We start from the raw sequence: 26,207 nt of genomic DNA on the forward strand, positions 1-26,207 counted from the left end.
GGCAGGCGACCCCGGCATGCCGGAGTCGCGCTGCTTCACTGGGCGGGGGGAGACGGGGGGCGTCACACACTGTGCCGGCCTGCGGGCTCCTTCCGCCGCGCGTGCCGGGGGCCGTCGCGGTCGGCGTGGCCCGGGCGGGTTTCGCGGTCTGCGCCGTGTTACAGCCATGTGCGGTCGAGACCTCGATCCGGCATCAGCGGCGCAGTCCATCGACCTCTGGGGCACGAGACAGGTGCCGATCTGCCACAGCTGCGGAGCCCTGTTCCTACGGGAATCACCGTGACCGGCTGGCGAAAGAGCCCTCTTTGACGTCCACCCCGCCTCGTTCAGGGACCCCCCCGGCAACGGCCAGAGCTCCCTTGCCCGACAGCGGACCTTTGGCCCCTGCTTGGAGCCGGGGGCCTCGGGGGCTTCCTCCCCAGCGTTTGGCGTCAACTGCGCCCATCGGAACAAGCAGTCCACAGCCACGGGGGGCGACCATCCACAGCAGCGGGCCATCGGCGGGAACGTCCGAGGCCCCCTTTGCGGCATCCGCAGAGAGCGAGCTCCGCGACCGCCCATGTCGGCCGCGACCCGTGGAAGCAGCGACGAGGCGGGCCGGGCCGGCTGCCGAGTTGCCCGAGCGGGGTCTCGGCGGCGTCTTTGTCGGGCGGTCGACTTGCCTCAGGGTGTTGGGTCCCAGAGCCCGCCCGCTTCGCCGCGGGCGAGGTGCTCGGCGTAGACGCCGACCTTCCAGGCGATGACGGACCGGCAGTCCTCCAGCGCCCGGATCTGTGCGTCGACGCGCTGTCGATGGGCATCCAGCAGCCGCAGGCGTTCTGCCTCGTTGCCCGGCCCGTGGCGGACCAGTTCGGCGAAGTGCTTGAGGTCGGCGAGCGGCATGCCGGACTCGCGGAGTTTGACGCAGATCAGCAGCCACTCGACATCGAAGGAGGTGTAGCGCCGTCGGCCCCCTGATGTGCGCTGGACCGGTCCGACGAGCAGCCCCTCGCGTTCGTAGAAGCGCAGGGCGTGCACGCTCAGTCCGGTCCGCTCGGCCACCTCGCCGATGCCCAGTGACTGCGCGGCAGCCTCGGTGGTCGTCACGCCGTTCACTCCTGCCACCCCTGGATTTGATCTAGACCTCGCTCTAGATCGTAGCGTCAGCGGCATGACCCTTACTGATCAGCAGCCGCTCGGCTCCCCCTTCTCCGCTGCCACCACCTGCGAGGACATCGTGGCCGGGCGTGACCTTTCGGGCAGGACCGCGGTGGTGACCGGGGGCTACTCCGGGCTCGGCCTGGAGACCACCCGAGCGCTGACGGCCGCCGGAGCCCGGGTCATCGTGCCTGCCCGCCGCTGCGACGTCGCCCGTGCCGCTCTCAAGGAGGTGACGAACTGTGAGGTCATCCCCATGGACCTCGCCGACCTCGACAGCGTACGCACGGCCGCCGCGCACCTCAGCGATCGTCTGGACCGACTCGACCTCCTGATGGCCGTCGCCGGAGTCATGGCCACCCCGGAGCGGCGCGTCGGACCCGGCTGGGAAGGCCAGCTCACCACCAACCACTTCGGACACTTCACCCTGGCGTGCGAGCTCTACCCGCTGCTGGCCGCCGCAGACGGCGCGCGCGTCGTCGTCAACAGCTCCGCCGGACACACCCTGACCGGCATCCGCTGGCACGATCCGCACTTTCACACCGGCTACGACAAGTGGCTGGCCTACGGCCAGGCCAAGACCGCCAACGCCCTGTTCGCGGTCCATCTCGACGCGCTCGGGCGAGGCGACGGCGTACGCGCGTACGCCCTCCACCCCGGAAAGATCATCACCGGGCTCCAGAGGGAGATGACGCTGCAGGCGCAGATCGACCGCGGCTGGGTGGACGCACACGGCAACGTCGTCGGCGACGGATTCAAAACCCCCTCCCAGGGGGCGGCCACCGGCCTGTGGGCCGCCACATCCCCCCTCCTCGACGGTCGCGGCGGCCTCTATCTGGAGGACTGCGACGTCGCCCGCGTTTCCGCCCCCGGCACCCCCATGGACGACGGCGGCGTCCGCGCCTACGCCGTCGACCCCGACGCGGCAGCCCGCCTGTGGGACGTGTCTCTCGCCGCGACCGGCGCCACACCGATCACGCGGTGAACCCACGCTCCGAGTGCGGGGGCCCCGTGCTGTTACGTCCACTCGCCGAGGAGCTGAAGTGAATGGCGATGGGTGGCGACTTGTTTCGTCGAGGGCACCGATGAGGTCTGAGGCGGTCCCATCTCTCGGGCTCGGGGGCTTCGAAACCGTTGGTGGTCACCTTCTCCCCGGCCTGCGCCGCCGGTGACGGACGGTGCGTCCTTTCGCTACCCGTTGCCGCCGCCCCCGCCTGCGTGGGCCAAGGAACTGCCGCCCCCACCACCGGGGCGCACGGTGCTCGGCAGGACGAGCTTTGCCATTTCGGCAAGAGCATTCGCGGATTCGGGGATGCTCCCGCATCTTCGGGAGCAAGAGCAACCAGAAACTGTGGGGTGATCGTCATGAGCAGCACCGACAGCAGCGCGAACCTTGCCGACGCGTACGATGTCGTGGTGGTCGGGGGCGGAGCGGGAGGCCTGTCGGCCGCACTGCTCCTGGGCCGTGCACGCCGCTCGGTCCTGGTCGTGGACGCGGGCGAGCCGCGCAACGCACCGGCCGGGCACATGCACGGCTACCCCTCACGCGACGGCATGCCACCGGCCGAGTTCCTCGCCGTGGTGCGCGAGGAGGTGGCCGCGTACGGAGTGCGGCGCATCCAGGGGACCGTGAGCGGGATCGAGCCGGACGACAACGGCGAGTTCGCCGTGGCCCTTACCGATGGGTACCGGGTGCACGCGCGGCGGATGGTGGTCGCCACCGGCCTGGTGGACGAACTGCCGGACCTGCCGGGAGTCTCCGAGCGGTGGGGTCGGGACGTCCTTCACTGCCCGTACTGCCACGGATGGGAGGTACGCGACCGGGCGATCGGTGTGCTCTACCGCAAGGAGGCCGGTACCCACCAGGCCCTGCTGTTCAGCCAGCTGTCCGACGACGTGACACTCTTCCTCGATGGCGCCGACGAGAACGAACTCCCGGACGCCGACTGGCAGATGCTCGCCGCAGCAGGCGTGGGCGTGGTCCGGGGCAGGCTCGGCGCACTCATCGTGGGCGATGACCAGCTCGTGGGGGTGCGCCTGGAGTCAGGCCAGGAGATCGAGGTGTCCGTGTTCGTCGTCCCGCCGAGGATGGTGCCCCGCGACGAGGTGCTGACCGCTCTGGGAGCGCGTACACGCGAAACCCCGGCAGGCTCCTTCGCCGACGTCGATGAGACCGGCCTGACCAGCGTTGCCGGTGTGTGGGCCGTTGGCAACGTGACCGGGCCGGCCGAGCAGGTGGTGAACGCGGCCAGCTCCGGCTACCGGGCCGGGGCCGCCATCAACGCCGACCTGCTCCGGACCGACCTGGAGCGCCGGGCGGCCCGACGCCGCGCCGGGGCCCTTCCCTCCTGAGGCCGAGGCGGGGCACAGGGCCATCGTTTATCACTGTGCGTATTTGCCTGGTGGCGGGGTGTGGTGGTGCATGTAAGGCTGGCTCGGGGCGCTTTCCGCCCCGTTCCCCGCGTTGGCAGCGACGCCATCAGGGCCAGCAGACAGGAGTTACGTCATGGCGAAGTCGAAGTCCGGAAAGCGCCTCAAGATCGATCAGTCTGCCAAGCAGGCCGAGACCGCGTCCATCAAGGGCGGCAAGGGGCATGTGGGCATGACGAAGCAGGGAAAGGGCAAGGGCAGCAGTCTGACAGAGACCGTCCGCCGGGTGCCCGAGGAACTGTCCAAGGGTATTGACGAGCTCGGCGGCCTCTGAAATCAAGCCCCGGCCCATCCGGCCGGGGCTTGATCAGCTCGATGAGAAGCACCCGCACCTCGCGGTGACGCGGGGCCGTGGTGGCCGTGACCCCGAGAGCAGTGCTTCAGTCCAGGATCTGGCCTACACGCCGCAGGACCCAACGGCGCGAGGGGTCCGTGTCGCAGGTGAATTGCACGAGGTGGACGTTGTTTTCGGTGGAGACGCCTCCGGCGACGGTCATGCACTTGCGGGTCTGCGCGTTCACGAGCTGGTACGAGCTGCCGTTCCAATTGGTGACGAACCAGCGGCGTGAGGGATGAGTGTCGCAGTTGAACTGGACCAGTTCGACGTTGTTTTCGGTGGAGACACCACCCGCAACCGTCGCACACTTGCGGGTCTGCCCATTGACGAACTGCCTGCCATTGCCGTTGTTGGTGGAAATGGTCCAGCGGCGTGAGGGATGAGTGTCGCAGTTGAACTGGACGAGCCTGACGTTGTTTTCGGTGGAGACACCGCCGGCAACCGTCGCGCACTTACCGGTCTCCACGTTGACGAGCTGGAAATCTCCCGATATCCCTGCCGGGGTTTCGGGAGAGGCCGGGCGGGCAACCGCGGCATCGGGCCAGAGCAGGACGCCTCCGGCTACAAGAACGGTCGAGGCCGTCATAAGACGGCGAGTCCGGCTGTATTTGCGCATCGTGGTGCTCCTCTCGTGACTCTGCGAGAGAGGTGGGAAAGATGGTGGCTCGTCGAGCAGGCCCGCTCCGGGGCTCTGCGACCGTGGCTGACGGACTCCGGCTTGTCAGGGAGCCCACCGATAGCGGCGCGGCAGTCCCTTCCAGGGAAGCACGGCTAGCACGGATCAGCATCTGGTGCCGGACGGCCATCGCGCAGATAGCCTGTCCCTTTCCTGCCCCAATGATTTCCACTGCACGAATGGGCACTCACACCACGGAAAGTCGCCCCCCGGACCGCCACCTTGTCCTGATCTCCGTCCACGAATTGCCGAAGCCGTCTACTCGGCCGGTGCCGCCAGGCGAAAGCCCACGCCGATCGCCTTGAGATCACGCTCGTAGACGCCGTGGCGACGGGCGCACCGGGCCAGATCACGGTCATGGCGGAACGCGCCGCCTCGGGTGATGTGCGGGTCGAAGGCACAGTCCTCAGTACGCGGCACCTTGGCAGGGGCACCCGGGTAGGGGGCGTAGAGGGTGGAGGTCCACTCGTCGGCGTTACCCGCCATGTCCAGTACGCCAAAGGGGCTGGCCCCATCGGGGAACGAGCCGACTGGTGTTGTGGTGCCGATACCGAGGTCCACCAGATTGGCCAGGCCGGGCTGGTACTCCGCACCCCACGGAAACTCCCGGCCGTCGTCGCCGCGCGCGGCGCGTTCCCACTCATCCTCCGTGGGCAGTCGCACGTCGAGGCCGTCGAGTTGCTCTCCGAGCCACCGGCAGTAGGCCGTCGCTGCCTCCCAGGAGACCGCGGTGACCGGGTGGTTCGCCGGTGCGTGGGGCACCGGCCTGCCGGTGGCTGCCGCGAAAAGCGTCCACTGGCCGACCGTGACCAGGGTGCGGGATATCCGGAAGGCTGGGACGTGGATCTCTGTGCGTGGGGCTTCTTTGAGGTACCACTCCACCGGCACCCCGGTGTCGGCATAGCGGCGTGCTACCTCCGTCACCTCGTCAGCCGGCGTCCCCCGACGCAGCAACCCGTCCGGGACTTCAACCCAGTCCGCCTGACTCACGTGCATGTTCCCCTCCAGTCGATCGCATGGCCCTCATGGTCACCTTGAGGGCCGGGGCGGTCATCGGCCGAAGGACCTACCTCGACAGCGACTTTTGACCGCCGCCTTCGCCACATCCAGGCACAGGACACCTGAGTCGCCCCTCTGACGATGACTCGCCGGGGCGCGGGCGAGAGGTCCTAGCGTGGTACGAGCGCCCAAGGGTGCAGAGGTCCACCGAGCGAAGAGGGAGCGCCGTTCAGGCGAGGGTGGTGAGTACGTGCGCGCGGGAGGCGTGGACCTCTTCGCGCAGGGCGGGCAGGTCCACGTCGAGGACCTGGCCATTCCACTTGCGGGGCTGTCCGTTGATGAGGACCGCGCTGATGTTGCGGGTGTCCGAGCCGAGTACGACCGTGCCGATGGGGTCGTTGAGGGGCATGTTGTTGAGGTCCTCGGCCTGGATGACCAGGAGATCGGCCTTCTTGCCCGGGGTGAGTGAGCCGGTGACGTCTGCCAGTCCGTTGGTGCGGGCGCCCTGGAGAGTGGCGAAGTCCAGGACGTCGTGGGTGGTGATGCGAGTCGGCTGCCGCCCCGTGCGGTAGACGGCGTTGACCGCGCGCATGCGCTGGATGGCGTGCAGGGCCCGCATCTGCGTGAACATGTCGCTGGCCAGCGCGACTTCGACGTCGATGCTCAGACCGGGGCGCACTCCCACCGACAGGGCTTCGTCGATCGCGGGGATCGCGGTTTCCAGCCCTATCTGGGCCTCCGACGTCGGGGCCAGGGCGATGCTCGTGCCGCTGCCCCCGATCGCCTTCCACGCTTCGGAGGTCAGGCCGGTGGCATGGATGAGGGTGAGGTCCGCGCAGAGCAGGCCCCCCTTCTCCCACTCCGCGATCGCCGCCGAGGAGGAGGTGCCGAATACGGCGTCGACGCTCACACCGATGCCCAGCTCCTTCGCTATGCGGGCGAGTTCGGGTCCGTAGGCGAGGGCGGGTCCGGCGATCTCGCCGGTGGCCAGGGCCGCGAGGCGCAGGGTCAGCATCCGATCGTCACTGGCGAAGTACCTCTCCTTGAGGCGCGCCAGGTCGCCAGGCCACTGCTTGTCCCAGTCCCCGAAGTGCGGGCCCATGGAGGCGTGCACCCCGCGGATGCCGGTGTCGACGAGGGCCTGGACGGCGGCGTCGGAGTGCTGGGGAGTTCGGGAGTTGTGGGAGAAGTCGAGCATGCAGGTGATGCCGCTGTCGATCGCGGTCAGGGCAGCCAGCCTGGTGCCGATGTACATGTCCTGGGGCCGGTAGGCGGTGGCGTGGCCGGCGAGGGTGGACATCACGTAGGCGCCGAGGTCGTCGACGTCCGGCATGATGCGGCGCAGCTGGGTCTGCCAGGCGTGCCGGTGTGTGTCGACGAAGCCCGGTGTGAGGATCGTGCCGGTGGCCTCGACGACGACCGCGCCGTCGCGGTCCAGGCCGGTACCGATGGCGGTGATGGTGTCGCCCTCGACGAGAAGGTCGGCGTCGTGCAGCACACCGAGGTCGGCATCCATGGTGACGATGGTCGCGCCAGTGAACAGGATGCGCCGGTTCGGGTCCGCGGACCGGCGCTGGAGCTGTGCGAGTACGGCAGTGCTGGTGGTACCTGAGGGAGCCAAAGGTCAGTCCTGATTCATCAAGCCTGGGCGGTGTGCCGTGGGCGATGGCCTCAGAATCGGCCCGTCCCTCGGGAGCAGCCAGGGCGCCCTTTGACCGGGTACAGCGCACCCAGGCTCACCGGCTCTGTGCGGCCAGTGGGGTTACGCCACGTGAAGGTCGGCGCGCTGCGGCATGATGTCGGCATGGAAGATCAGACTTTCGAATGGGTGACTCTCTTCTCCTACGAGAACGTTCCCGGCTGTCCGCGGCCGGGTCGGCTGACGGCGGTTTGACTGCGGGACCGAGGTATCGACTGGCACCCGTTCACCGAGAATGAGGTCCGGGTCGACCTGATGTGCGGTGTGCGCTCGGACGGGCACTGGCACGGCACGATCGTTGTTCGCTTCCGTGCCGACGTTCTTCAGCGGCTCGGTCTGCATCCTGACCAGCCGACGTCAGCGCCGGCGGACCCGCTGCCACCGAAGTGGTGGGGCCCATGGGCCCGGTGAGCCCGAGGTGCTGACGTATGAGGCTCGGGGTCTCCGTTCACCGCGTTGAGGCCGGTAGCGCACGGGCTGACGGATCCGGCCCGGTGAGCAGTGAACGGCCTCCGCCGGTGCTGTGCACCGGCGGAGGCCGTCCTTGTGGGTTCCTGAGACCTACCAGAGTTCACTGAAGTTGACGGCGACGTTGGCGTTGCTCTGATCGATCTCAGTGAAGCCACCGTTGTCGGTGGCACTGGGGGCGTCGTCGCCGACGCCGCTGCCGTTGACCGTGGCGACACCGGCGTTCGATCCGTTGTCGGCCAAGCCGCCATCGTCGGCGGCGGCTGCGGATACGCCGCCGAGCAGCAGGACACACGTGGCCAAGGCGGTGGCGGTCAGGCGCATGGGGACTCCTGGAGAGGTGAAATGCGAGGCACGATCACACGGTGAACGCCCTGAGCTGCCACTACGTGATGGGTGCTCACCCCAACAGACCCCGTTCGGGGGAGCAGTTGCCCTCGGGCGCAGCATGGCTGAGCCGGTCTGGGCTCGCGTGGGCGGGCTTCATGCACAGCTGCACCCGGTGTGATGGCAGGCATGATGGAGGCCATGACGCACCCCGCCCGCCGCATGTTCGAGCTCCTGGAGCCGATCTGCCTGGTCACGTTCTTCGCCGACGAGTGCGACCAGGAGCTGGCCGCGCTCGGTCACCGCACCTACTGGGACGGCTACTTCGCCAGCCGCGCCGCGCCGCTGGGGCGGGTACCAGCGCAGGTCGTGCACGCGGCGTTCTACAACTTCGCCGACGGGGAGGCCGCGCGGCACATCCCGAGCGCGTGGCAGACGATCCCGCCGGAGGCGTCCGTCGCCGCGCGGGAGCGGGGCAGCGCGGCCTCTGTGCGGCGGATCCTCGGCGACGACCTGGCCGGCTCCCCGGGCCTGGTGCGTGCCGCCGACCTGACCACCAAGGCCGCGACGAACGCACCCATGGAAGGGCGGGTGATGTACGCGGGGATGCGCACCCTCGCGGTGCCCAGCGACCCGGTAGCCCGGCTGTGGCATTCGGCGACCATGCTGCGTGAGCACCGCGGTGACGGGCACATCGCCGCTCTTGTCGGCGCGCGCGTCGGCGGTACGGAGGCTCATGTCCTCGACGCGCTGGCGCGGGGCATCCACCCGCCGGAGTCGTTCGGGCGCCTGCATCACCTGCCGAAGGAGAAGCTGGCCGCGGTCATGGACGGCTTGCGCGAGCGCGGCCTGGTCGACACCGAGGGACGCTTCACCGATGCGGGCCGCGCAATCAAGGCGCACATCGAGGCCCTGACCGACGAGCTGGCCGCCCCGCCGTACGAGGCCCTGTCTCCCGCGGAACGTGATGAACTGGTCGCGGAGCTTGAGCCCATCACCGCGGTACTGGTGGCCGCGGGGTCGCAGTGAGGGACTGCGACACACGGGACGGGCCCGCCGTGCGGTACGGCGAGTCCTGGCTGGGCGGCGACGTCTTGGCGCTGTAGCGCAACAGCACTGGCCTACCAGCGGCGCTGGCGTTCGTGGTGGCCTGTCATCGGCCGGAATCCGCCCTGAGGTCTCCGGGCCATCTGCCGGGCCACGGCCGGTACCGCGGGTGCGGGGAGGGGAGTGGGATGGTTGTCCGCGTAATCAAGGCGCAGGGGCACCCACAACGGCGCCAATGTGCAGCAGTACGAGTTCAACGGCACCAGCGCCCAGAAATGGCGGCTGTCTCCCGTGCGACCCCTTGTGTTCCTGCCTGGCCGGTGCCGGGCCGGTGCCTGGCCGGCTCGCTCGGCGGATCGCGGCACCGGCGGTGGGAACACCGGCACCGAAGGCTGCGGCAGGTCACGTATGCCTGCCGCAGACTGCCCGGCCCCACGAGCCGACGACGCCCGGCGGATGCCGGCTCGACGGTGACCGGCCGCTCCTGACCGTGTTCGCGACGGTGTCCGGATGGGGTCAGGTACGAGCCAGCTCGGCGGCACCGAAGGACACGTCGAAGCGGTCGCACCAGATGGTGACGCTGCGGTACCGGTTCAGGTCGACGTCGGCGGGCAGCGTGTAGTTCTGGTCGCCTTTGTTGCCCTTGAGCTTGCCCAGGCTGACGTGGCGGCCGTCGTCGAAAACGTGCCAGCCGTCCTTGCCAGGCTTCACCTCCGCGTCGGTCAGCCAGACCCGCAGGGCGGGCCCGTTGCTCGTGTCCAGGTTCATCAGCCGGAGGATGCGGGTGCCGTCCGGGAGACGCAGGATGCGAACCGATCCGCTGGTCTTGTGTTCGTGGCTGATCAGCTCCCCCTTGGCAAGGTCCTGCGGCCCGGTCGGCGCCTGGGCTCCGCCGTGGGCCGGAGCCGAGGCCGGTGCGGAGACGGCGGAGGGGATCTGGTCCCGTACGGTCTCGTCCACCCACAGCTTCCACGGCTGGAACCAGTACAGTCCCGCACCCACCGCCACCACGCCGATGAGCACCGTCGCGATGAACCACGGCCTGCCGAGTGCACTTCGTACGCGTCCCATGTCATTGCCTCCATATCGTGAGCGTGTCCCTGCCCCCATAGGACGCCTCGTGGGCGCTCAGCACTCCCGGATCCTGATGACGAAACCCTTACGGCTACCGGGTGAGCGTGCGCTGGGCCACCGTGGGGCTGGACGCCGAGCGTCGTCGCGGCGGCTGCTTCGGCACCTGCGCACACGTGTCCGCAGTATGGTCACGGCGAGTGCGGTGTGTGGGGGTGGGAGCCGGCGGGCTGTGCTGCGGGGGAGGGGGACGTGCTGTCTGAGGCGTTGTCCTGGCGTGGGTGCGGCAGTTGGGGCGTGTGCGGGTGGGCCCGGTCCTGGGGCGGTGTCGACCAGGTGTAGGTGCCGGGGTCGAAGGTGCGCAGGCGTTTGAGGAGCCGCTGTGTCGACCAGGGCCAGCAGAACGTGTTCACTCCCGGGTCGCTGAAGTAGTAGCTGGAGCAGCCGGCGGTGTTGTAGACGGTGGTCCGCAGGGCGGCGTGGAGGGCTGTGTGATGGGCCTGTTCGGTCTCGGCCCGTACGTCCATCGCTGTGTGTCCGCTGGTGTGCAGGTGGGTGAGGGCGCCGGTGATGTAGCGGAGCTGTGCTTCCAGGACGGTGGGGACCGCGGTGGTGCCGGTGAGCAGGTTCGGTCCCAGGAGCAGGAAGAGGTTGGGGTGGCCGCTGACGCTGGTGCCCAGATAGGCGCGGCGGCCCTTGGCCCAGGTCTGCGCCAGGGTGGTTCCGTGGGCGCCGTGCAGGCGGTCGGCGAGGGGCAGTTTCCCGATGTGGAAGCCGGTGGCGAGGATGATGAGGTCGGCACGGGCACGGGTGCCGTCGGCGCCGATGACGTCGCTGCCGTTCACCTCGCTCACGCGGGTGGGGTGGAGGCGGACGTTGGGCCGGGTCAGGGCCGGATAGTAGGTGCCGGAGGCGATCAGGCGGCGGCCTCCGAGGCGGTGCTCGGGGCTCAGGGCCCGGCGCAGAGCCGGGTCGGGCACCTGGGTGCGCAGGTGGAGACGGGCCGCGGCCTCCAGTGGAAGGAGCAGTCGGGGGTGGCGCAGGGGCAGGCCGATGGCTTCCTGCATCCAGTAGTGCAGGCTGCGCAGGGCACGGCGCGGTGCCGGGTGGCGCTGGAGGAATCGCCGGGCGGCCGGGGGGAGCGCGTAGTCCGGTTTGGGGAGTACCCAGGGAGCGGTGCTCTGGAAGACGTCGATGCGGGCGGCGCGCGGCTGGATCTCGGGGAGGAACTGGACGGTGGAGGCTCCGGTGCCCACGATGGCGATGCGGCGGCCGGCCAGGTCTGCGGAATGGTCCCAGCGGGCGGAGTGGAAGACCGGCCCGGGGAAGTCGTCCAGGCCGGGGATCTCGGGGTAGCGGGGCTGGTGCCAGGGTCCGGTGGCCACGATGACAGCGCGCGCGGTGTGGGTGCCGGTGGTGGTCTTCAGGGTCCAGCGGTGCGCGTCAGGGTCCCACCGGCCCTCCTGCACTTCCGTGCCGTAACGGATCGCCGTGTCCACTCCGTGGGCGGCCGCGGTGGTCTCCAGGTAGTCGAGGATCTCGGGCTGGGCGGCGAAGCCACGGCTCCAGGGATGGGGGGCGAAGGAGTACTCGTACAGCATCGAAGGAACGTCGCAGCCGCACCCGGGATAGGTGTTGTCGCGCCAGGTCCCGCCGAGCCGCGCGGACTTCTCCAGCACGATGAGGTCGTCGAACCCGGCCCGGCGCAGCGCGATGGCGGCAGCCACCCCGGACAGGCCGGCCCCGATGACGATGACCTCCGCGTCGTGGCCACGGCTCCGGTCCGTCTCCTCGGTCACGGCGGTACCCCTCTTTCCTGCCCCCGCATGCCCGGCCCTGTAAGGAGGGCAGGGCATGTCGAGCGCGTCACGTAAAGAGTGCACACGGTAGCCCTTGGTAACTACCGCGTGGGTGATGTCGGCTCAACAGCCCCCATCTGGGCGCATTTATGGATGAAAGATGCCCAGCGGCCTTATGCCGTGGTTGAGTTACCGGGCATGGAGACGAGGGTGGATCCGCCGGGGTCCGGCGGTCGAGACACGGCCGATGCGCAGCGGCGGGTACCTGCTGCCCCAGAAGACGCCCGGGGCCCGGAACTGCCGTATCCCAGTGGCTGGTTCTGCTTGGCGCTCTCCCGCGAGCTCGCCCCGGGCCGGGTACTCACCCGCAGGTTCGCGGGCGAGGACGTCGTCCTGTACCGCACCGGCGACGGCCGTCCCCATGCCGTACGCCCCTACTGCCCACACCTGGGAGCCCACTTGGGCAGCGGTACGGTCGAGGGCGGCAACCTGGTGTGCCCCTTCCACCGCTTCGCCTTCGCCCCCGACGGCACCTGCGTCCACGCCCCCGGCGGCCCGGCGCCGCGGGCCCGTCTGGAGCACCACCCCCTCCGCGAGCGCAACGGCTTCGTCCTCGTCTGGCGCGGACACGACGCCACCCCGCCCGCCTGGGAGATTCCCGAGGCCCCCGCAGCCGACATCACCCCCACGGCCTACTGGACCGCCGACGTGTTCACCCACGTCCAGGACCTCGCCGAGAACGCGATCGACTACCGGCATCTGCCCGCGCTGCACGGGGTGGCGGTGGAGGAGATCGCGCCCCCACGCGCCGAAGGCCCCTGTCTGGCCGGGCGCCTGAGGATGGCGCCGCAGCGGCTTCCCGCCATGAAGAAACTCATGGGCGACTACTCGTACGCGCTCGCGGGCCTCGGGTATTTCCGCACCGAGACGTCCCTGCCACCGCTCGGTCTCGCCATCCACATGTGGGCCATGAACACGCCGATCGCCCCCCGCCACACCCGCATGCTCGTCGCGGTGGCCTGCACCGCCGCCGAACAGCCGCAGCCGTCCGCGCTGCCGCTGCTGCGCCGTCCCCTGTACCGCGGCGTCGCCCGGGCGATGCTGTGGGCCGCGGCCGGCGCCCTGCGGGACGACGTGAAGATCTGGAACATCAAACGCTACGAACCGCGCCCCCGCCTTGCCGCGGGCGACGAAGCGATTGGCTACTACCGCCGCTGGGCCTGTCAGTTCTACCCGCCCCCGTGACAGGAGGTACCCATGTCGCAATACGACCCAGCCATCCGTACGTCTGCTCGCGTCGGCGTGCGCGGCCCTGGTCACGGCGTTTCCGTGACCAGGGCCGCGGTGGCCCTGCTCGGCCGTTGGCGGGGGCCGGGGCGTGGAAGGTGAGCGCCCGTGCAGACAGCTGCGCGTGACGGGGTGGCCGCGACCGGGGGGTGTGCCCGGGGACGGTGTTTCTTCAGCCCGCTCCGGAGGGCTCGGGGCGGGCGGTTCATCAGGGCAGGGGGGTGCGGTGCAGGGTGACGAGCAGGCGCCAGACCCGCGTCGCGATCTCTGCGGGAGTGGCCTCGATGAGGCCGTGCAGCCAGTCGGCCAGCACCGCGGCGAAGGTCCCGGCCACGGCCGAGGCGACCAGGTCCGGTTCCGGCGCACCGGCCAGGGCGCGTTCGGTGCGGCTGCGGGTGCGCAGGTCGTCGTGGAGGACCCGGCCGAGAGGACCGCTGCCGCCCGGGCGCAACAGTTCGCGGTACAGACCGGCGTGCGGGGTGAGCCCGTCGAAGAAGGCGAGCAGGGCGGGTGGCGGGGTGATGGGGTCGGGTGTTCCGCGCCATGCGTGCAGGGCGTCGACGGCCTCGCGGACGATGTCGGCGCAGGCGTCGACGGCCAGTGCCTCCAGGTCGGCGTAGTGCAGATAGAACGTGGCGCGGCCTACCTGCGCCCTGCGCACCAGCGAGGCGACACTGACCTCTGCCAGCGGGCGGCTGGAACACTCTTCCAGCAGCGCGCCTCGCAGCTTGGCGCGGGTCCGTGCCGCGCGGGGATCTTCCTGTACGGGGGTCACCGTGCGAGGAGGACCGCGCCGAGCGCCAGTGCACCGGGCAGCGCCTGGGCGATCAGGATGCGCCGATTGGCGGTGAAGCCCCCGTACACGCCTGCGACGAGGACGCAGGTGAGGAAGAAGACCTGGACGCGGAACCCGGTCGGGTCGCCGGCGATCAGACCCCAGAGCAGGCCGGCCGCCAGGAATCCGTTGTAGAGGCCCTGGTTGGCTGCGAGCGGGGCGGTGGCGCGGGCCATGGCCGCGTCGAAGCCGGAGAGCTCACGGCCCGGCTTCTTCTCCCACAGGAACATCTCCAGGACCAGGATGTAGGCGTGCAGTACGGCCACCAGTCCGACCAGCACGTTTGCGGTTGTCTCCATGGTGTAGCCACTCCTCGCATTTCTTGGACACCTGTCCATAATACATGGACAGGTGTCCAAGAAATGCGAGGGGTTCCGTACGCGTGCCTGGGCTCCGAGCGCTTCCGCAGTGAGGGCCGGTGTGGCCGACGCTTCGGGGGACCTTCCCGGTGTCAGTGGGATGACCGCCTGACTGCGCGAGAGCGGCAGGGGTCGGCTTTCACTGGAGGGGCCGATAGGGTGCGCAGGTGAGTTCCAGGGGGTTCGAGCGCGCGACGGTCGACGGGGTCGAAACCGCGTACATCACGTCCGGCGAAGGCGAACCGCTGATTCTGCTGCACGGGGGCGAGAGCCACCGAGGTCAGTTCGACATCTTCAGACCCTTGCTCGGTGAGGGCATCCACGCGATCAGCTACGACCAGCGCGACACCGGCGACACCCGCAACGGGCCCCAGCCGTACGATCTGGCCCGTCTGGCCGAGGACTGCGCCGGCTTCGCCGAGGCACTGGGTCACGAGCGTGTGCACGTGCTCGGCGCCTCGTTCGGCGGGATGATCGCCATGCATCTGGCGCTCCGTCACCCGGGGCGGGTCGCCTCGCTCATCCTGTCGGGGACGACCCCGAGCATGGCCATGACCGAGAACCTCAGGGACCGCACCACCGGCCTCGGGCCAGGCGAGCAGACGCAGTTCCTGCTCGACCTGGTGCTCACCCCCGAGGGCCAGGCGGCCGACCCGGAACTGGTTGCCGACACGAGGCGCGCCCTGCGCAGCCGTCCCCAGGACGCCGGCGCGCGCCGCGCGGCGGCGGGGCAGAATCATGACTGCACAGGCCGTCTGGCGGAGATAGCTGTTCCCACGCTGGTGCTGCACGGGGCGGACGACCCCGTCATCCGGCCCACGGTCGCCGAGTTCATGGCGGCCCGGATTCCGGGTGCGCGCCTGGAGATCCTGCCGCGCACTCGGCATGGTGTGACCTTCGAGGCTCGCCGACACGCGGCAGCACTCGTGCGCGAGTTCGTCCTGGGCCATGCAAGGGGATCGATGCGCGGCACCGTCCAGGCCTGATGGGGGCGGGGCGCGTACAGGCCGTCTGCCATGGGCCGTCACGTCCGGCACGCCGGTAATCGGTCCTTCGCGGCGCATCGGCCGGTCTCCGAGCTGCCCTGCGGCGACCAGGGCAACCGCCGGACCGCCTGACTCGGCGACGCGGTTGTCGGTGGCCCGGGTGGCTGCCGAACAACACGGCGGTGTCCACCGGCGCACAGAGCCCGAGCAGGAGGATCAGCGCGATCAGCCAGGGCTCCTCGCCCCAGTCCCGGCGCAGTACGATCCGCGGCCCGGTTGTGCCCGCAGACCCCGGACGGTGCGGAGGGGGATTTCGGCGCCGCCCGCGCTCCTGGAGCAAGTCAGCCGCCGCTCCCACACGGACGGCTGTAGTGCTCCACCGTCGCGTGGGTGCCCGCGTCGGCGCAGTCGTCCGAGCCGGGGCCGCGCAAGCCGGCTGCCCTGCTCCGGAGAGTACGCGCTGCACGCCCTGGCCGACGGGGTGTGAACCCCCTCGGCCAGGGCTCTTGTCGAGCGCTGTCAGCAGGACAGGTTGGAGCCGGTCGGGACGCCCAGGATCGAGGTGAAGCTCTGGTAGGCGTTGATCCGGCTCTGGACCTGGGCCGGGTTCTTGCCGTCGCATTCCAGCGAGCCGTTGATGCTGCGGATCGTCTGACCGAAGCCCGCGCCGTTGACCATCGCATTGTGCGCGGTCATGGTGCCGGGGCCGTTCTGCGTGTTCCAGTACCAGAGGCCCGTCTTCCAGGCCACGGCGGCGTCCGTCTGCACCAGATTGGGGTTGTGAAGGAGGTCGATGCCGAGTGCGTCACCGGCCGCCTTGTAGTTGAAGTTCCAGCTGAGCTGGATCGGTCCGCGCCCGTAGTACGCGGCCTGGCCGGCCGGGCACCCGTAGGGCTGCGTGGTGTCGCAGTAGTGCGGGTAGTTGGCGGTGTTCTGCTCGACTATGTAGACCAGTCCGCCGGTCTCGTGGCTGACGTTGGCGAGGAAGGCCGCGGCCTCCTGCTTCTTGCCCGTGTCGCTGCCGGTGTTGGCGAAACCGGGGTAGGCGCTGAGCGCGGCGGTCAGGCCGGCATACGTGTAGAAGGAGTTCCGGTTCGGGAACATCTGGTTGAACTGGGCTTCGGAGACCACGAATCCGGCCGGGTTGGTCGGTGGGGTGGTGGAGCCGCCGCAGTCGCCCTGGTCGGCCCAGACGCCCGAGCCTCCGGTGCTGGGCGTCTCGCCCTGGGTCCACCACTTGGCGAACCAGTTGTGGCCGCTGTAGGAGGCGGTCATGCCTCCGGTGTAGACGGCGGAGGCCGCGTAGGGGGCGGCGCAGCTCGCGGCGTGGGCGGGCGAGGCGAGCGGGACGAGGGTGGTGAGGCCGGCGATGGAGGCCGCCGAGGCCAGCATCGCGATGATCCGGCGCTTGGGCATGTGCCACTCCTTGTGGGGGGGATGAAGTGGAGGCACCAGGCACTCAAGCGGACTGGTCCAGACCTGTCAATAGGTCTGGACCACAGGGAAAGTGACGGTCATTCACAACCGCGCGGTGCCGCCCCGGAGGCGGAGGCCATCGCGCCTGCGATCTGCCGACCGGCCGACCACCACACCTCCCGTAACGCCTTGGGCAGCAGGTGCTGCCGCCCCGCGTCGGACAGGAGCCGCCCAGCTGCGTATCCCCTCCGCGTGGACGTGCTGTGGATTCTCACGGCCGGGGTGAGAGTGCGGTCAGCGCGGTGGGACGTACCGCGTCGGCGGCAGCCGAGCCGAGCAGCAGTTCGCCCAAGCTGTGGGGCCCAGCCCGTTCACCGGTGGGGGAGGCGGCTGCGATCCGGTCCAGCCGGAAGCCCCGGCCGGCCCGGCGCGCGCGGCACCAGGCGATGAGATACCAGCGGCCGTCGGCCGTGAGGAGCCCGGCCGGTTCGACGACGCGGTCACTGCCGTGTCCCGCCGCGTCGGTGTAGGACAGCCGCAGCACCATCGTGTGGGCGACTGCCTGCTCCACCGCTGTACGTATCCGGGAGTCGCCGCGCGCGGGCAGGGTGACGATCCGTGCGGTGAGTTCCTGCGCCGCCGCGACGGCGGGGCCGCTCATCGAGGCAGCTATCTTCTGCGCGGCGGTGCGGGCCGCTTCGGAGTACGGGGTGGAAGGGCCGGCCGCGGCCAGCGCGGCGGTGAGCGCCGAGGCCTCCTCTGCGGTGAACCGGATCGGGGGCAGTGTCATCGCGGGGTCGATCGACCAGCCGCCGCCCCGCCCGGATAGGGCGCGCACCGGGACGCCGGTCTCCATGAGGGTTTGGAGATCACGCTGTACCGTGCGTGGGCTGACCTCGAACCGCGTGGCCAGCACCGCGACCGTGACCGGCCGCGGTGCCGCCGCGCGCAACTCCTCCACCAGCGCGTAGAGCCGCGCAGTTCGGTTCATGCCGCTGACGCTACCGTCACGCGCCGGCCAAGAAGTCCTGCTGGCGCCGCAGTTCCCGTTCGGTGACGGTCAGCGGGAACAGGGTGAACCCGTGCATCGCGCCGGCGACGACACCGAGCTCCACGGGCGCACCCGCTGCCTGCCACCGTTGCGCCAGGAACAGCGAGTCGTCCAGCAGCGGATCCTCGGTCCCCACGACGATCCGGGCGGGCGGCAGCCCGGCCAGGTCGGCGAACAGGGGCGACACCGCGGGATCGCGGCGCCGCTCCGGCCCCATCCCGGGCGTGAACAGCTCATAGCCGCCCCGGAGGGTGTCGGTGTCGCTCAGCAGCTGCCGGGAGCCGAAGGACCGCTGGCTCGGCGTCATCGACAGGTCGTACACACCGAAGAGCAGGTGGGCCGCCCGGAACGCTCCGGTGATGCCGTGCCGGTCGCGAAGGCGCAGCAGTGTGATGACGCTGAGGTGGGCACCGGCCGACTCGCCGCCGATCAGCAGCCGTTGGGTACCGAACTCGGCCGCAGCGTGATCGACCAGCCACCGGGCAGCTGTTTCGCAGTCGTCGGGGCCGGCGGGAAAGGGGTGTTCCGGCGCGAGGCGGTACTCCACACTGACCACGGCCAACCGTGCCTGCGCGGCCAGGCGCCAGAGCCGCTCGTCCTGCCCGTCCGCCGACCCGAACACCCAGCCGCCTCCATGGATATGGAGGTATACACCGTCTACGTGGTCCGGCACGAAGACCCGTACCTTCACACCGCCCTCCAGGACGAGGTCCGTGCCGTGGGGCAGTCTTGTCGGCGGGGTGTCGCCGCCCAGCCGGTTGCGCCGCAGACGCGCCAACGCGCCGGCGTCGAGCGCCTGCCCGCGAGCCGGTCGGGTCGCGGCGGCAGCCTCGAACTGCTCGTTGAACGCCAGGGTTTCGGGGAGGCAGTCCTCATCGGTGATCGTCATGCTGTCGACGGTCGCAGCTCGCCGCGACAACACCCTGTCACCCTTAATCTGTGACCTGCGTCATGATTCTGGTCCCGCGCCAACCTCGACGCGGACGACAAGCCCTCCCGGGAGCCTCATCTGCGCCGCGTCGCGGTGTCCGGGAACCGGGTGCCGACACACTTCCCGGCAAAGGCATGGGCCTCGCCGCCCCGCAGATCGGCATCGCACTCGCCGCCGCTTCCGTACGGCCTGCCGCGCCGGGGCGCCGCGCCGATCGTGCTCCTCAACCCCCGCATCACTGCCGCCTCCGACAAGACGGACGAGCAGCACGAGGGCTGCCTGTCCCTCTTCGATGTCTGCGGCCTGGTCCCCAGACTGCTGCGGATCACGATGGAGACCACCGCGCTTGATGGCACCACACTCACTACGGTCTACGAGCGGGGACTGGCCCGGCTGATCCTGCACGAGGGACCACCTCGACGGGCATCTGTGCGCCGCCCGGATGCGGACTTGTGCATTTTCCCCAGGTCTGCTCTCCGTTCCTCAGTCCCTGCCTGTACACCGATGATCGATTGGCTTGTCTGCAGGGCCGTAGCCTTCCGGGCGCCGTGGAGCAGTGACGTCCAGCACCGCCGCGGAACATCGAGGAATACCCCCGGCTACGGTCGCCTACGTCCGCAATCCGTTCGTGTGGTGTCTGTGCGGTCGCGTACGGTCTGGGCATGTCGAGGACCACGCCGGCCAGGCCGGTGTCCGTGGAGGCGGTGTTCCCGGAGTTGGCCGTTCATCGGGGCCGGACGACGCGTCTGCACCCGAGGCCGGGGCGGCCTGGCATGCGTGACAGCCACATCGGCGGGCCGATGCTGTGGCCGGGGGACGAACCGTGGCCGCTGTGCCGTGAACCGCACCGGCGCGAGGACGAGGGCTACGCGCCGGACGAGATCCGCACGTCCCGGGCAGCGGGCACCTGGCCGAAGAGCCGTCCCTGGCCCGACGCCGGAGCGCCGGGGCAGGACGGGTCGGTGCCGATGATGGGGCTCGCCCAGTTGTTCCGCCGGGACATTCCCGCCCTGGCATCCGGGCCTGACGGCGCGGACCTGGTGCAGATCTTCCGCTGTCCGTTCATCCACGGCCCGTACGGGGAGCGCCGCTACCTGCTGCGGTGGCGGCACTCCCGCGAGGCCGAGCGTGCGGAACGCTTCCTGGCCAAGGCACCCGAAGTGCCCCTGCTTCGGGGGGAGGACGAGCTGCCCGAGCCGTGCGTCCTGCACCCGGAAGAGGTGGACACCTATCCCTGGGCGGAGGACGGCACCTTGCCCGCCTCGCTGATCGAACGCATCGATGCGTGGGACGACGCCCAGACGGCGGAGCGCGGCTGCGATGCCGCCAGCTACCAGGGCGACCTGTCGATCCCGCCCGGCTGGCGGGTAGGCGGCTACCCCAGCTGGGCGTCGACGGGACCGATGGCGATCGGCTGCGAGGCCTGCGCAACGCCGATGCGGCTGCTGCTGACCGCCGAGGGCTACGAGATGGACGCCGACTCGCACAGCTGGGCGCCGCTGGAGGACCGCGACCAGCTCCTGCAGGGCAAGGCCTCGATGCGCGGCGGCCCCGCCGTTGCCCAGCCCACTCGGCTCCGCTTCGGCCGTGATCGCGACCTCCACGTTTTCACCTGCCCCAGCAATCCCGGACACCCGCCGCGCTGGGTGCTCGCCTAGTGTCGGGGTCCTGGAGGAAAGCGGCCTGGACGCGCAGCAGGTGGCTGTCGGGGTGGGTGTCCTGGTAGCGCTCGAGGAGTTGGGGTAGGCGCGGGCGGTGAACAGGGCGCTCGCTTGGGGGCTACGGTTCGCCAGCATCAAGCGCGTACTCGACATGGCCTCCTACTGGGTTCACGTCCCCGGAATGGAGGACTGCAACCCTAACGATTCGTGTGTGATCTGCCCGTAGCCCATCAGCGTGCACATGGTTCTGCCCTGGCGATCGGCAGTGCCAGGTACCCGCGTTTCTGCGGTCGTCCACTCACCCACACCGGCGCCGTCAACCGGATGCCAGCGGGGCGTACGGGTGAACAGCCGCGTTCCTTCGGCCGGACGCAGAGGCCCAGCCGGAGGGGCGTACTACGCGTTCCGCACCTGACCGACGCCGCCCGGCAGCTGAACGGCTGCCCGAGCGAAACGCTCGGCTGGGCGGCGAGCCCCAGCCGAGCGCCTTGCCAAGTCCTGGCAGCGGCCTGTGATCAGTGCTGCTGGGACGGTGTGTTGGACGCGGTGACGTTGACGGCGGCCCAGGCTTTGTCGACGGTCTGGTACTCCGCGCTGGTGGCGCCGTACAGGTCGGCCGCCGCGCTCAGCGTCGCCGTGCGGGCGTCGTGGAAGTCGGTGGTGGAGACCATGTAGCGGGACAGGGCGCGGTAGAAGATCTGGGTGGCCTTGTCCCGGCCGATGCCGGTGACGGCCGAGCCGTCGTAGGTGGGGGAGTTGTAGGTGACGGTGCCGATGGTCTTCTTGCCGCTGCCCTCGGCGAGCAGGTAGTACGCGTGCGAGGAGACACCGGAACCGGCGTGCACCTCGGTGTCGTACGAAGCCGCCGACCAGTAGTCGACCGTGCCCTCGAGCTTGTCGAGGGACGGCTTGTCCAGACGGCGCAGGAACGTCTGGGCGAGACCCAGCTTCTCGCCTATCAGGTAGTTCGGCGGGTTGTTGGGGTTGTTGGTCTGGAACTCGACGTTGCTGCCGAAGATGTCGGCGAGCGACTCGTTGAGCGCGCCCGGCTCACCGAACTGTCTGCCCTGCGCGTCGACGCGGGTGGGCCGGAGGTCGGCCGTGGCGTGGACGACACCGTGGCTGAGCTCGTGGCCGGTGACGTCGAGGACGACCAGCGGCTTGGTGAAGGTCTGGCCGTCACCGTCGCCGTAGAGCATGCAGCCGCAATCCCCGTTCCAGTACGCGTTGCCCACGTTGGATCCGAAGTGCACCATCGCGCGGGCGCCGGAGCCGTCGCCTCTGATGCCGTTGCGGCCCAGGACGTTCTTGTAGAAGTCGAGGGTGCTGACGACGCCGTACTGGGCGTCCACGGCAGCGGACTGACGGCTGGTCACAGAGCCGTTGCCCCAGTTGTTGGTGGTGCTCGTGAACGCCTTGGTGTCGGAGAACCGGCTCGCTTCCTGGTTCTGGGCGTCGCGGGTTTCGGTGTTGCCGCGGGTGGAGTCCTGGAGCAGGTAGGAGCCGTTGCCGAGATTGAGGGTGTTGAGCTGCACCTGGCCGACGAACAGCGACGCGCCGGTGCCGACAGCCGGTACGCCCGAGGCCCCGGCCGATACGAGCGGCCCGGCCGGCGAGGCGGCGTGGGCGGCGGGGCCGGGCGCGGCGGCTGAAGGGCCCTTGAGGAAGGCCTTCGCACCGCGCTGACGCAGCGTCGCCTTCAGGCTGGGTGAGACGAACTCGTCGGCGGTGGGGATGTTGCTGAGCACGGCGCCGGTGGCGGCGTCGATGACGACCGTACGGCTGCCGTGCGCCTCGGTGGTCTCACTGTCCTTCACCGTGATCTGGTACGCGAGCGTGGCGCGGCGACCGCGCACGTCGAGGACGAGCTTGGCGGAGCCGGCGTCTCCCTTGGCCGCCGAGGCGGCCTTCGCCCTGGCCTGCCCGGCCGAGAGCTCGGGGGTTGTGGTCTCAGCCGCGACCTCGTGATGGAGGGCGCGGGTGACGTCGAGGTACGTCGACTTGGCGTCCAGGTGCACGACGAGGTCGCCGCCGAGGACCGGCAGGCCCTTGTGGGCGCGGACGAACCGGACGTGCTGCTTGCCGTCCGGGTCGATGAGGGTGTCGGTGGCCGTCAGGGTGTCGTCCTTGGAGACACCGGTGGCGGAGCCGTGCGCGAAGGCGGCGGCGCGCGCGGCATCGACGACGGAGGTGGCGGTGGCGACGGAGGACGTACCGGTGGCGGAGGGGTTCGCGAAGGCGGTGCCGACGCTGCCTGCGGTGAGGGTCGCGGCGGTGGTGACGGCCAGGGCTGTCACCAGGCGGCGTATGTGGGGTGTACGCACGATGGAGGTCCTTTGGTGCTATGGGGCAGCCGAATACAACCGCCCGTACACAAGGTGGAGTGCGGAACACAGGAACTCGGTATTCCGGATGGAACCCTGCAACATCCGGTATGCCTCTGTAAAGACGTTCGCGGGTTATCAATTTTTTAGGCAACCAGAACTCTCGACCGCGATGGTGTGCCCTTTTGGGTGGCGAATGGAAGAGTTCCACCGTTTCCCTCAGATGCCCGGATAAAACGGGCGTGCGCGTGCACTGGAAGGGCTGGGCGCTGTCCCTGAGTCATGCTTCTTGAGCAAGCCGAGAGGAGGCGAGGAGTCAGGGGGGAGCGGGCAGGGTTAGTGTCAATGTGTGCATGACCTGCGGAAACAACCGGGAGCGGGATGCGGGTGAGGCACGCGGGGCCCCGCTCGGTCTAGCTCAAGGGGGTGTGCCTCGGTAGTGCTTTTCTCCCGGGGTCACTTCCGTGGACGTCCTGTCTCGGGCACTCTGTCACCCCGGGATCGGGCTTATGTCGCCACATTCCTTTTGCCGTGGATTCGGTGTCGCTCAAAATTTGAGAGGGGCCGATCGGAAGCAGTCCGGTCAGCGGCAATTACCCCTGCTGGCATGGCTGCGCCGGTCCCCCTAAAGGGGCTCCGGAGGTACTGTCGAAGGTGTGAACCCCTAATTCGTGAAAGGGTGATTTCTTCCTGATTTATAAGCGGGGGGCGGGCATGAGGGGGGAAGGAGAGGCGGGCCCTGCTCAGGGTCTGTTCAAGCCCGTCTGCCTCCATAGATCAGGACCCTTTCCCTGATCCGTCAACTGAGACATCCTCACGCGTTCCGCTGAGTGACACCGTGGTTCGCTCAACGGAACCGTGGCCCGGATGGCCGAGCTGGGCTCGCAGCGCTTCGACCACGGCGGTGGCGGCAGGTTCATCACCGTCTACCCGGAGGGCGACGAGAGGCAATTGTGCGACCTGGCAGAGGAGTTGCACCGTGTGACGTGCGGTCTTCCCGGTCCGGGCATCCTCTCCGACCGTCCGCGCTTCCCCGGGAGCCTGGTGCACTACCGGTTCGGGGCCTTCAGCGGAGTACGCGTACTGGACAACGACGGCACCCGATCCGCGATGGTCGTGGCCCCCGACGGCACGCTCGTTCCCGACCAGGGCAACCCCTGGTTCAGCCCGCCCCCGTGGGCGCCACGCGATCCGTTCACCTGCGGCTCCACCCGGGCCCGCCCGACAGTCGCAGGGCCCAAATTCGTACTTCTGTATGGGCGGTATCTCGTACGCGAGGTGATCCGGCACTCGTTCGCGGGCGGCGTGTACCGGGCGATGGACGAGGCCACCGGATCCGCCGTGATCGTCAAGCAGGCGCGGCCGCATGCCGCCGCCACCCTTCTCGGCACGGACATATGTGACGTACGGCGGCACGAGGCGGCGTTGCTGGAGCGTTTCTCGACTTCGGGGCTCACACCTCGTCCGCACGGCATGTTCGAGCAGCAGGGCGACGTCTTCCTCGTCGAGGAGGCGATCTGGGATCCTCACTGCGGGACTGGGTGCGGGAGAACATCCGGCTGGACGATCCTGATACCGACACGTGGGGCGTGCCGCCGAAGGCCGCCGAGCGGATGGCTCTGGGGCGGGTCGGCTTGGTGGAGCTGGTGTACGCCGAGGGCCTGGTGCTGCGGGACTTCAACCCCAGGCGCCGTTTCGGGCATGCCGTTGAGTCGCCGTTCGACAGGCTCAACCGGCCCCGGCACCACGGCGACTTCGCGACCTTCGGATCCCGCCCTCCCAGACCGCGATGCGGCACTGCTTCGGCCGCTCGCGCGAGGATCTGCCGAACGCTGGCAGGTATCTGCCCTGCGGCATCACCGAGGCGACCGCGATGCGCTGCGTCATGGCCGCGTACGCCGAGCGCACCGCGAAGCAACCCAGGTAGCGTCGCTCTCCCATGCGTAACGGCCCGCTCCGGAGCGGTCCGGGGCAGGCCGTCACGGTGAACGGTCAGTCAGATGGTGACGCACGGCGGCGAGGTTGGAGACACCCTCACGGTCAGCCCTACGGCCCCACTGGCCGTACGGGTCAGCACGACGAGTACGCGCCCCAGTTTGCGCCATTGGCGTAGGCGTGCCAGGAACCGCCGGCCTGGGAGCAGCCGTAGGGGATGGTGACGATCGCCTGCCAGGTGTCGGGGTCCGCTGAGTGGATGGGCACCCACCCGGAATACACGTCCTGCGGGCCGTCGACGGTGTCGCCGCTGGCGCACGCCTGCCACACGTAGTTCAGCGACTGCACGCACGGGTGCGCCGACCAAGAAGTGCCGCTGTGGCCGAGCCAGTAGTTGTGGGAGTACTGGAAGTGGGCCCGGGCATAGCCGCAGCCGTCGTACTGCTGCTCCACCTGGCCCGCGTACACACCGCCGACATTGATGTTGCCGGGGCTGCCGATGTCGATGGTGGTGCAACTGGTGGGGGCGGCCTGCGCGGTGCCGCCGGCGCCGATGGCGGTGCCGCCGGCGAGAGCGAGGGTGGCGGCGGTGAGGGCGATAGCGCGTCGGGGCTTGGGGAGCTTGAGCATGGGTGCTGTCTCCTGCCTTGAGTAGCCTGGCCCCCGGGCGGGGCCAGGCATCAGTTCGACCGTGGACGAATGATCGTGTCTGGCTTTTGGGGTCCCGAAGGGGGCCACGAGCCGCCGGTTTTGGTTGGCCGCGCGCAAAACTGCAAGATCATCGCGACGAGCTCGCGCCAGGGAGCCCGGTTTCGGCCTCGATTACGGCTGCCCTGATGACGACAGTCTCAGGACATTGCTTTCGTGGCTGCGAGAGAGCCGATCCCTTGTTGCATAGGGAATCCGCGCGCATCGCCCACCCCCCTGGACTTCGGTGAGTCCGACTGCGGTGACGTTAGGGGCACGGGTCCGTCGACCGTCCTAGATTCGTCCTAGTGCCAGGTCGAGGCGCTGATGGTGAAGTGCCGGGGGCCGTAGCCATACGAGAACCGGGCCGGCACCACCCGCAGAACGGTGGGGTGATCCCCGGCGTGCACGGCAAGCCGGACCGCTGCCTGGCTGCCCTGGCCGAGCACGGCCCGAGCATTCGCGGGCCCGACTCGTTCGTGCGAGTAGCCCTCCCCGAGCCGCTGACGGCCCCTGTCGCGTCCTGATCAGATCTGTCGGTCCCAACCCGCCCCGACTCGCCTGTGCTTGGTCGTCCTCGGCCTGCGGGTCCGCTCGACGCACGGGGCCTGCCAGCGCCTCGGCGTTCTTGAGGAGCAAGTCGACGGGGCGCTCCTCGCCGAGTTCGATGGCGTGGGCGGCCCGTATGAAGGCGGTGCGGTCGATGCTGCCGGTTCGCAGTGGGAAGGAGCGCAGCACCGCTCCG

Annotated in this window: 24 protein-coding genes and 1 pseudogene; 9 read left to right on the forward strand and 16 right to left on the reverse strand. The window is 69.6% G+C overall.

Going from position 1 to position 26,207, the window contains the following annotated elements; all coding sequences use genetic code 11:
* Positions 1 to 663: 663 nt before the first annotated feature.
* Positions 664 to 1,086 (reverse strand): MerR family transcriptional regulator, encoded by a 423-nt coding sequence (locus tag A8W25_RS15695; protein ID WP_067161934.1) that lies wholly within the window; start codon positions 1,084 to 1,086, stop codon positions 664 to 666.
* 64 nt (positions 1,087 to 1,150) lie between these two features.
* Here A8W25_RS15695 and A8W25_RS15700 point away from each other — a divergent pair, with 64 nt between their 5' ends.
* The 3 genes from A8W25_RS15700 to A8W25_RS15710 all read left to right on the forward strand — a co-directional run bounded on the left by A8W25_RS15700 (position 1,151) and on the right by A8W25_RS15710 (position 3,841).
* A complete protein-coding gene (locus tag A8W25_RS15700) occupies positions 1,151 to 2,122 on the forward strand; it encodes an SDR family NAD(P)-dependent oxidoreductase (protein ID WP_067161937.1) in 972 nt (323 codons plus the stop codon).
* A gap of 380 nt (positions 2,123 to 2,502) precedes the next feature.
* A complete protein-coding gene (locus A8W25_RS15705) occupies positions 2,503 to 3,489 on the forward strand; it encodes an NAD(P)/FAD-dependent oxidoreductase (protein ID WP_067164111.1) in 987 nt (328 codons plus the stop codon).
* A gap of 154 nt (positions 3,490 to 3,643) precedes the next feature.
* The gene (locus tag A8W25_RS15710; RefSeq protein WP_067161940.1) at positions 3,644 to 3,841 is read left to right on the forward strand and encodes a hypothetical protein; all 198 of its coding nucleotides are present in this window, start codon (positions 3,644 to 3,646) and stop codon (positions 3,839 to 3,841) included.
* Between the two features lie 106 nt (positions 3,842 to 3,947).
* On the opposite strand, the gene A8W25_RS15715 is transcribed toward A8W25_RS15710, so the two are convergent.
* The 5 genes from A8W25_RS15715 to A8W25_RS15730 all read right to left on the reverse strand — a co-directional run bounded on the left by A8W25_RS15715 (position 3,948) and on the right by A8W25_RS15730 (position 8,070).
* A complete protein-coding gene (locus tag A8W25_RS15715; RefSeq protein WP_067161942.1) occupies positions 3,948 to 4,520 on the reverse strand; it encodes an RICIN domain-containing protein in 573 nt (190 codons plus the stop codon).
* A gap of 318 nt (positions 4,521 to 4,838) precedes the next feature.
* A complete protein-coding gene (locus A8W25_RS15720) occupies positions 4,839 to 5,576 on the reverse strand; it encodes a formylglycine-generating enzyme family protein (protein ID WP_067161945.1) in 738 nt (245 codons plus the stop codon).
* Between the two features lie 232 nt (positions 5,577 to 5,808).
* Complete coding sequence (locus A8W25_RS15725; RefSeq protein ID WP_067161948.1) at positions 5,809 to 7,200, reverse strand: amidohydrolase family protein; 1,392 nt, start codon at positions 7,198 to 7,200, stop codon at positions 5,809 to 5,811.
* Between the two features lie 141 nt (positions 7,201 to 7,341).
* Positions 7,342 to 7,620, reverse strand: a complete 279-nt coding sequence (locus tag A8W25_RS34000) for a hypothetical protein (RefSeq protein WP_158942568.1) — start codon at positions 7,618 to 7,620, stop codon at positions 7,342 to 7,344.
* A 219-nt stretch (positions 7,621 to 7,839) separates the two neighbouring features.
* Complete coding sequence (locus tag A8W25_RS15730; RefSeq protein ID WP_067161951.1) at positions 7,840 to 8,070, reverse strand: hypothetical protein; 231 nt, start codon at positions 8,068 to 8,070, stop codon at positions 7,840 to 7,842.
* Between the two features lie 204 nt (positions 8,071 to 8,274).
* Here A8W25_RS15730 and A8W25_RS15735 point away from each other — a divergent pair, with 204 nt between their 5' ends.
* Positions 8,275 to 9,102, forward strand: a complete 828-nt coding sequence (locus A8W25_RS15735) for an SCO6745 family protein (protein WP_067161953.1) — start codon at positions 8,275 to 8,277, stop codon at positions 9,100 to 9,102.
* A gap of 534 nt (positions 9,103 to 9,636) precedes the next feature.
* On the opposite strand, the gene A8W25_RS15740 is transcribed toward A8W25_RS15735, so the two are convergent.
* Together A8W25_RS15740 and A8W25_RS15745 are read right to left on the reverse strand one after the other, a co-directional pair.
* Complete coding sequence (locus tag A8W25_RS15740) at positions 9,637 to 10,191, reverse strand: DM13 domain-containing protein (protein WP_067161958.1); 555 nt, start codon at positions 10,189 to 10,191, stop codon at positions 9,637 to 9,639.
* Positions 10,192 to 10,382: 191 nt separating this feature from the next.
* Complete coding sequence (locus A8W25_RS15745; RefSeq protein WP_067161960.1) at positions 10,383 to 11,990, reverse strand: flavin-containing monooxygenase; 1,608 nt, start codon at positions 11,988 to 11,990, stop codon at positions 10,383 to 10,385.
* Positions 11,991 to 12,314: 324 nt separating this feature from the next.
* Here A8W25_RS15745 and A8W25_RS15750 point away from each other — a divergent pair, with 324 nt between their 5' ends.
* The gene (locus tag A8W25_RS15750) at positions 12,315 to 13,235 is read left to right on the forward strand and encodes a Rieske 2Fe-2S domain-containing protein (RefSeq protein WP_158942570.1); all 921 of its coding nucleotides are present in this window, start codon (positions 12,315 to 12,317) and stop codon (positions 13,233 to 13,235) included.
* A 250-nt stretch (positions 13,236 to 13,485) separates the two neighbouring features.
* Here A8W25_RS15750 and A8W25_RS15755 read toward each other — a convergent pair whose 3' ends face one another.
* Together A8W25_RS15755 and A8W25_RS15760 are read right to left on the reverse strand one after the other, a co-directional pair.
* Positions 13,486 to 14,052, reverse strand: a complete 567-nt coding sequence (locus A8W25_RS15755) for a TetR/AcrR family transcriptional regulator (RefSeq protein ID WP_067161963.1) — start codon at positions 14,050 to 14,052, stop codon at positions 13,486 to 13,488.
* The gene (locus A8W25_RS15760; protein ID WP_067161965.1) at positions 14,049 to 14,411 is read right to left on the reverse strand and encodes a DUF1304 domain-containing protein; all 363 of its coding nucleotides are present in this window, start codon (positions 14,409 to 14,411) and stop codon (positions 14,049 to 14,051) included. The genes A8W25_RS15755 and A8W25_RS15760 overlap by 4 nt, the downstream gene beginning before the upstream one ends.
* Positions 14,412 to 14,638: 227 nt before the next feature.
* Here A8W25_RS15760 and A8W25_RS15765 point away from each other — a divergent pair, with 227 nt between their 5' ends.
* A complete protein-coding gene (locus tag A8W25_RS15765; RefSeq protein WP_067161968.1) occupies positions 14,639 to 15,457 on the forward strand; it encodes an alpha/beta fold hydrolase in 819 nt (272 codons plus the stop codon).
* A 519-nt stretch (positions 15,458 to 15,976) separates the two neighbouring features.
* Here the strand turns inward: A8W25_RS15765 and A8W25_RS15770 are convergent.
* The 3 genes from A8W25_RS15770 to A8W25_RS15780 all read right to left on the reverse strand — a co-directional run bounded on the left by A8W25_RS15770 (position 15,977) and on the right by A8W25_RS15780 (position 18,813).
* A complete protein-coding gene (locus tag A8W25_RS15770) occupies positions 15,977 to 16,849 on the reverse strand; it encodes a glycoside hydrolase family 19 protein (RefSeq protein ID WP_420708500.1) in 873 nt (290 codons plus the stop codon).
* A 295-nt stretch (positions 16,850 to 17,144) separates the two neighbouring features.
* Positions 17,145 to 17,864, reverse strand: a complete 720-nt coding sequence (locus A8W25_RS15775) for a helix-turn-helix transcriptional regulator (RefSeq protein ID WP_067161974.1) — start codon at positions 17,862 to 17,864, stop codon at positions 17,145 to 17,147.
* A gap of 16 nt (positions 17,865 to 17,880) precedes the next feature.
* Complete coding sequence (locus A8W25_RS15780; protein WP_067161976.1) at positions 17,881 to 18,813, reverse strand: alpha/beta hydrolase; 933 nt, start codon at positions 18,811 to 18,813, stop codon at positions 17,881 to 17,883.
* Between the two features lie 258 nt (positions 18,814 to 19,071).
* On the opposite strand from A8W25_RS15780, the pseudogene A8W25_RS34910 reads away from it, so the two are divergent.
* Positions 19,072 to 19,203, forward strand: a pseudogene (locus tag A8W25_RS34910) (peptide deformylase); the annotation flags it as partial.
* Positions 19,204 to 19,544: 341 nt separating this feature from the next.
* The gene (locus A8W25_RS15790) at positions 19,545 to 20,513 is read left to right on the forward strand and encodes a hypothetical protein (protein WP_067161982.1); all 969 of its coding nucleotides are present in this window, start codon (positions 19,545 to 19,547) and stop codon (positions 20,511 to 20,513) included.
* Positions 20,514 to 21,031: 518 nt separating this feature from the next.
* Here the strand turns inward: A8W25_RS15790 and A8W25_RS15795 are convergent.
* Positions 21,032 to 22,840, reverse strand: a complete 1,809-nt coding sequence (locus tag A8W25_RS15795) for a M4 family metallopeptidase (RefSeq protein WP_067161985.1) — start codon at positions 22,838 to 22,840, stop codon at positions 21,032 to 21,034.
* Positions 22,841 to 23,707: 867 nt separating this feature from the next.
* Between A8W25_RS15795 and A8W25_RS34400 the strand changes: the two genes are divergently transcribed.
* Positions 23,708 to 24,787 carry a hypothetical protein gene (locus tag A8W25_RS34400; RefSeq protein WP_199831761.1) on the forward strand — a complete coding sequence of 360 codons (1,080 nt, stop codon included), beginning with the start codon at positions 23,708 to 23,710 and terminating at the stop codon, positions 24,785 to 24,787.
* 123 nt (positions 24,788 to 24,910) lie between these two features.
* Here the strand turns inward: A8W25_RS34400 and A8W25_RS15800 are convergent, their stop codons facing one another.
* On the reverse strand, positions 24,911 to 25,405 hold the full coding sequence (locus tag A8W25_RS15800; RefSeq protein ID WP_067161988.1) for a hypothetical protein: 495 nt from the start codon (positions 25,403 to 25,405) through the stop codon (positions 24,911 to 24,913).
* Positions 25,406 to 25,756: 351 nt separating this feature from the next.
* The gene (locus tag A8W25_RS35720; RefSeq protein WP_420708471.1) at positions 25,757 to 26,200 is read right to left on the reverse strand and encodes a DUF6420 family protein; all 444 of its coding nucleotides are present in this window, start codon (positions 26,198 to 26,200) and stop codon (positions 25,757 to 25,759) included.
* Between the last annotated feature and the right edge of the window lie 7 nt (positions 26,201 to 26,207).

The organism is Streptomyces sp. ERV7, assembly GCF_001653515.1.
Classification (GTDB): domain Bacteria; phylum Actinomycetota; class Actinomycetes; order Streptomycetales; family Streptomycetaceae; genus Streptomyces.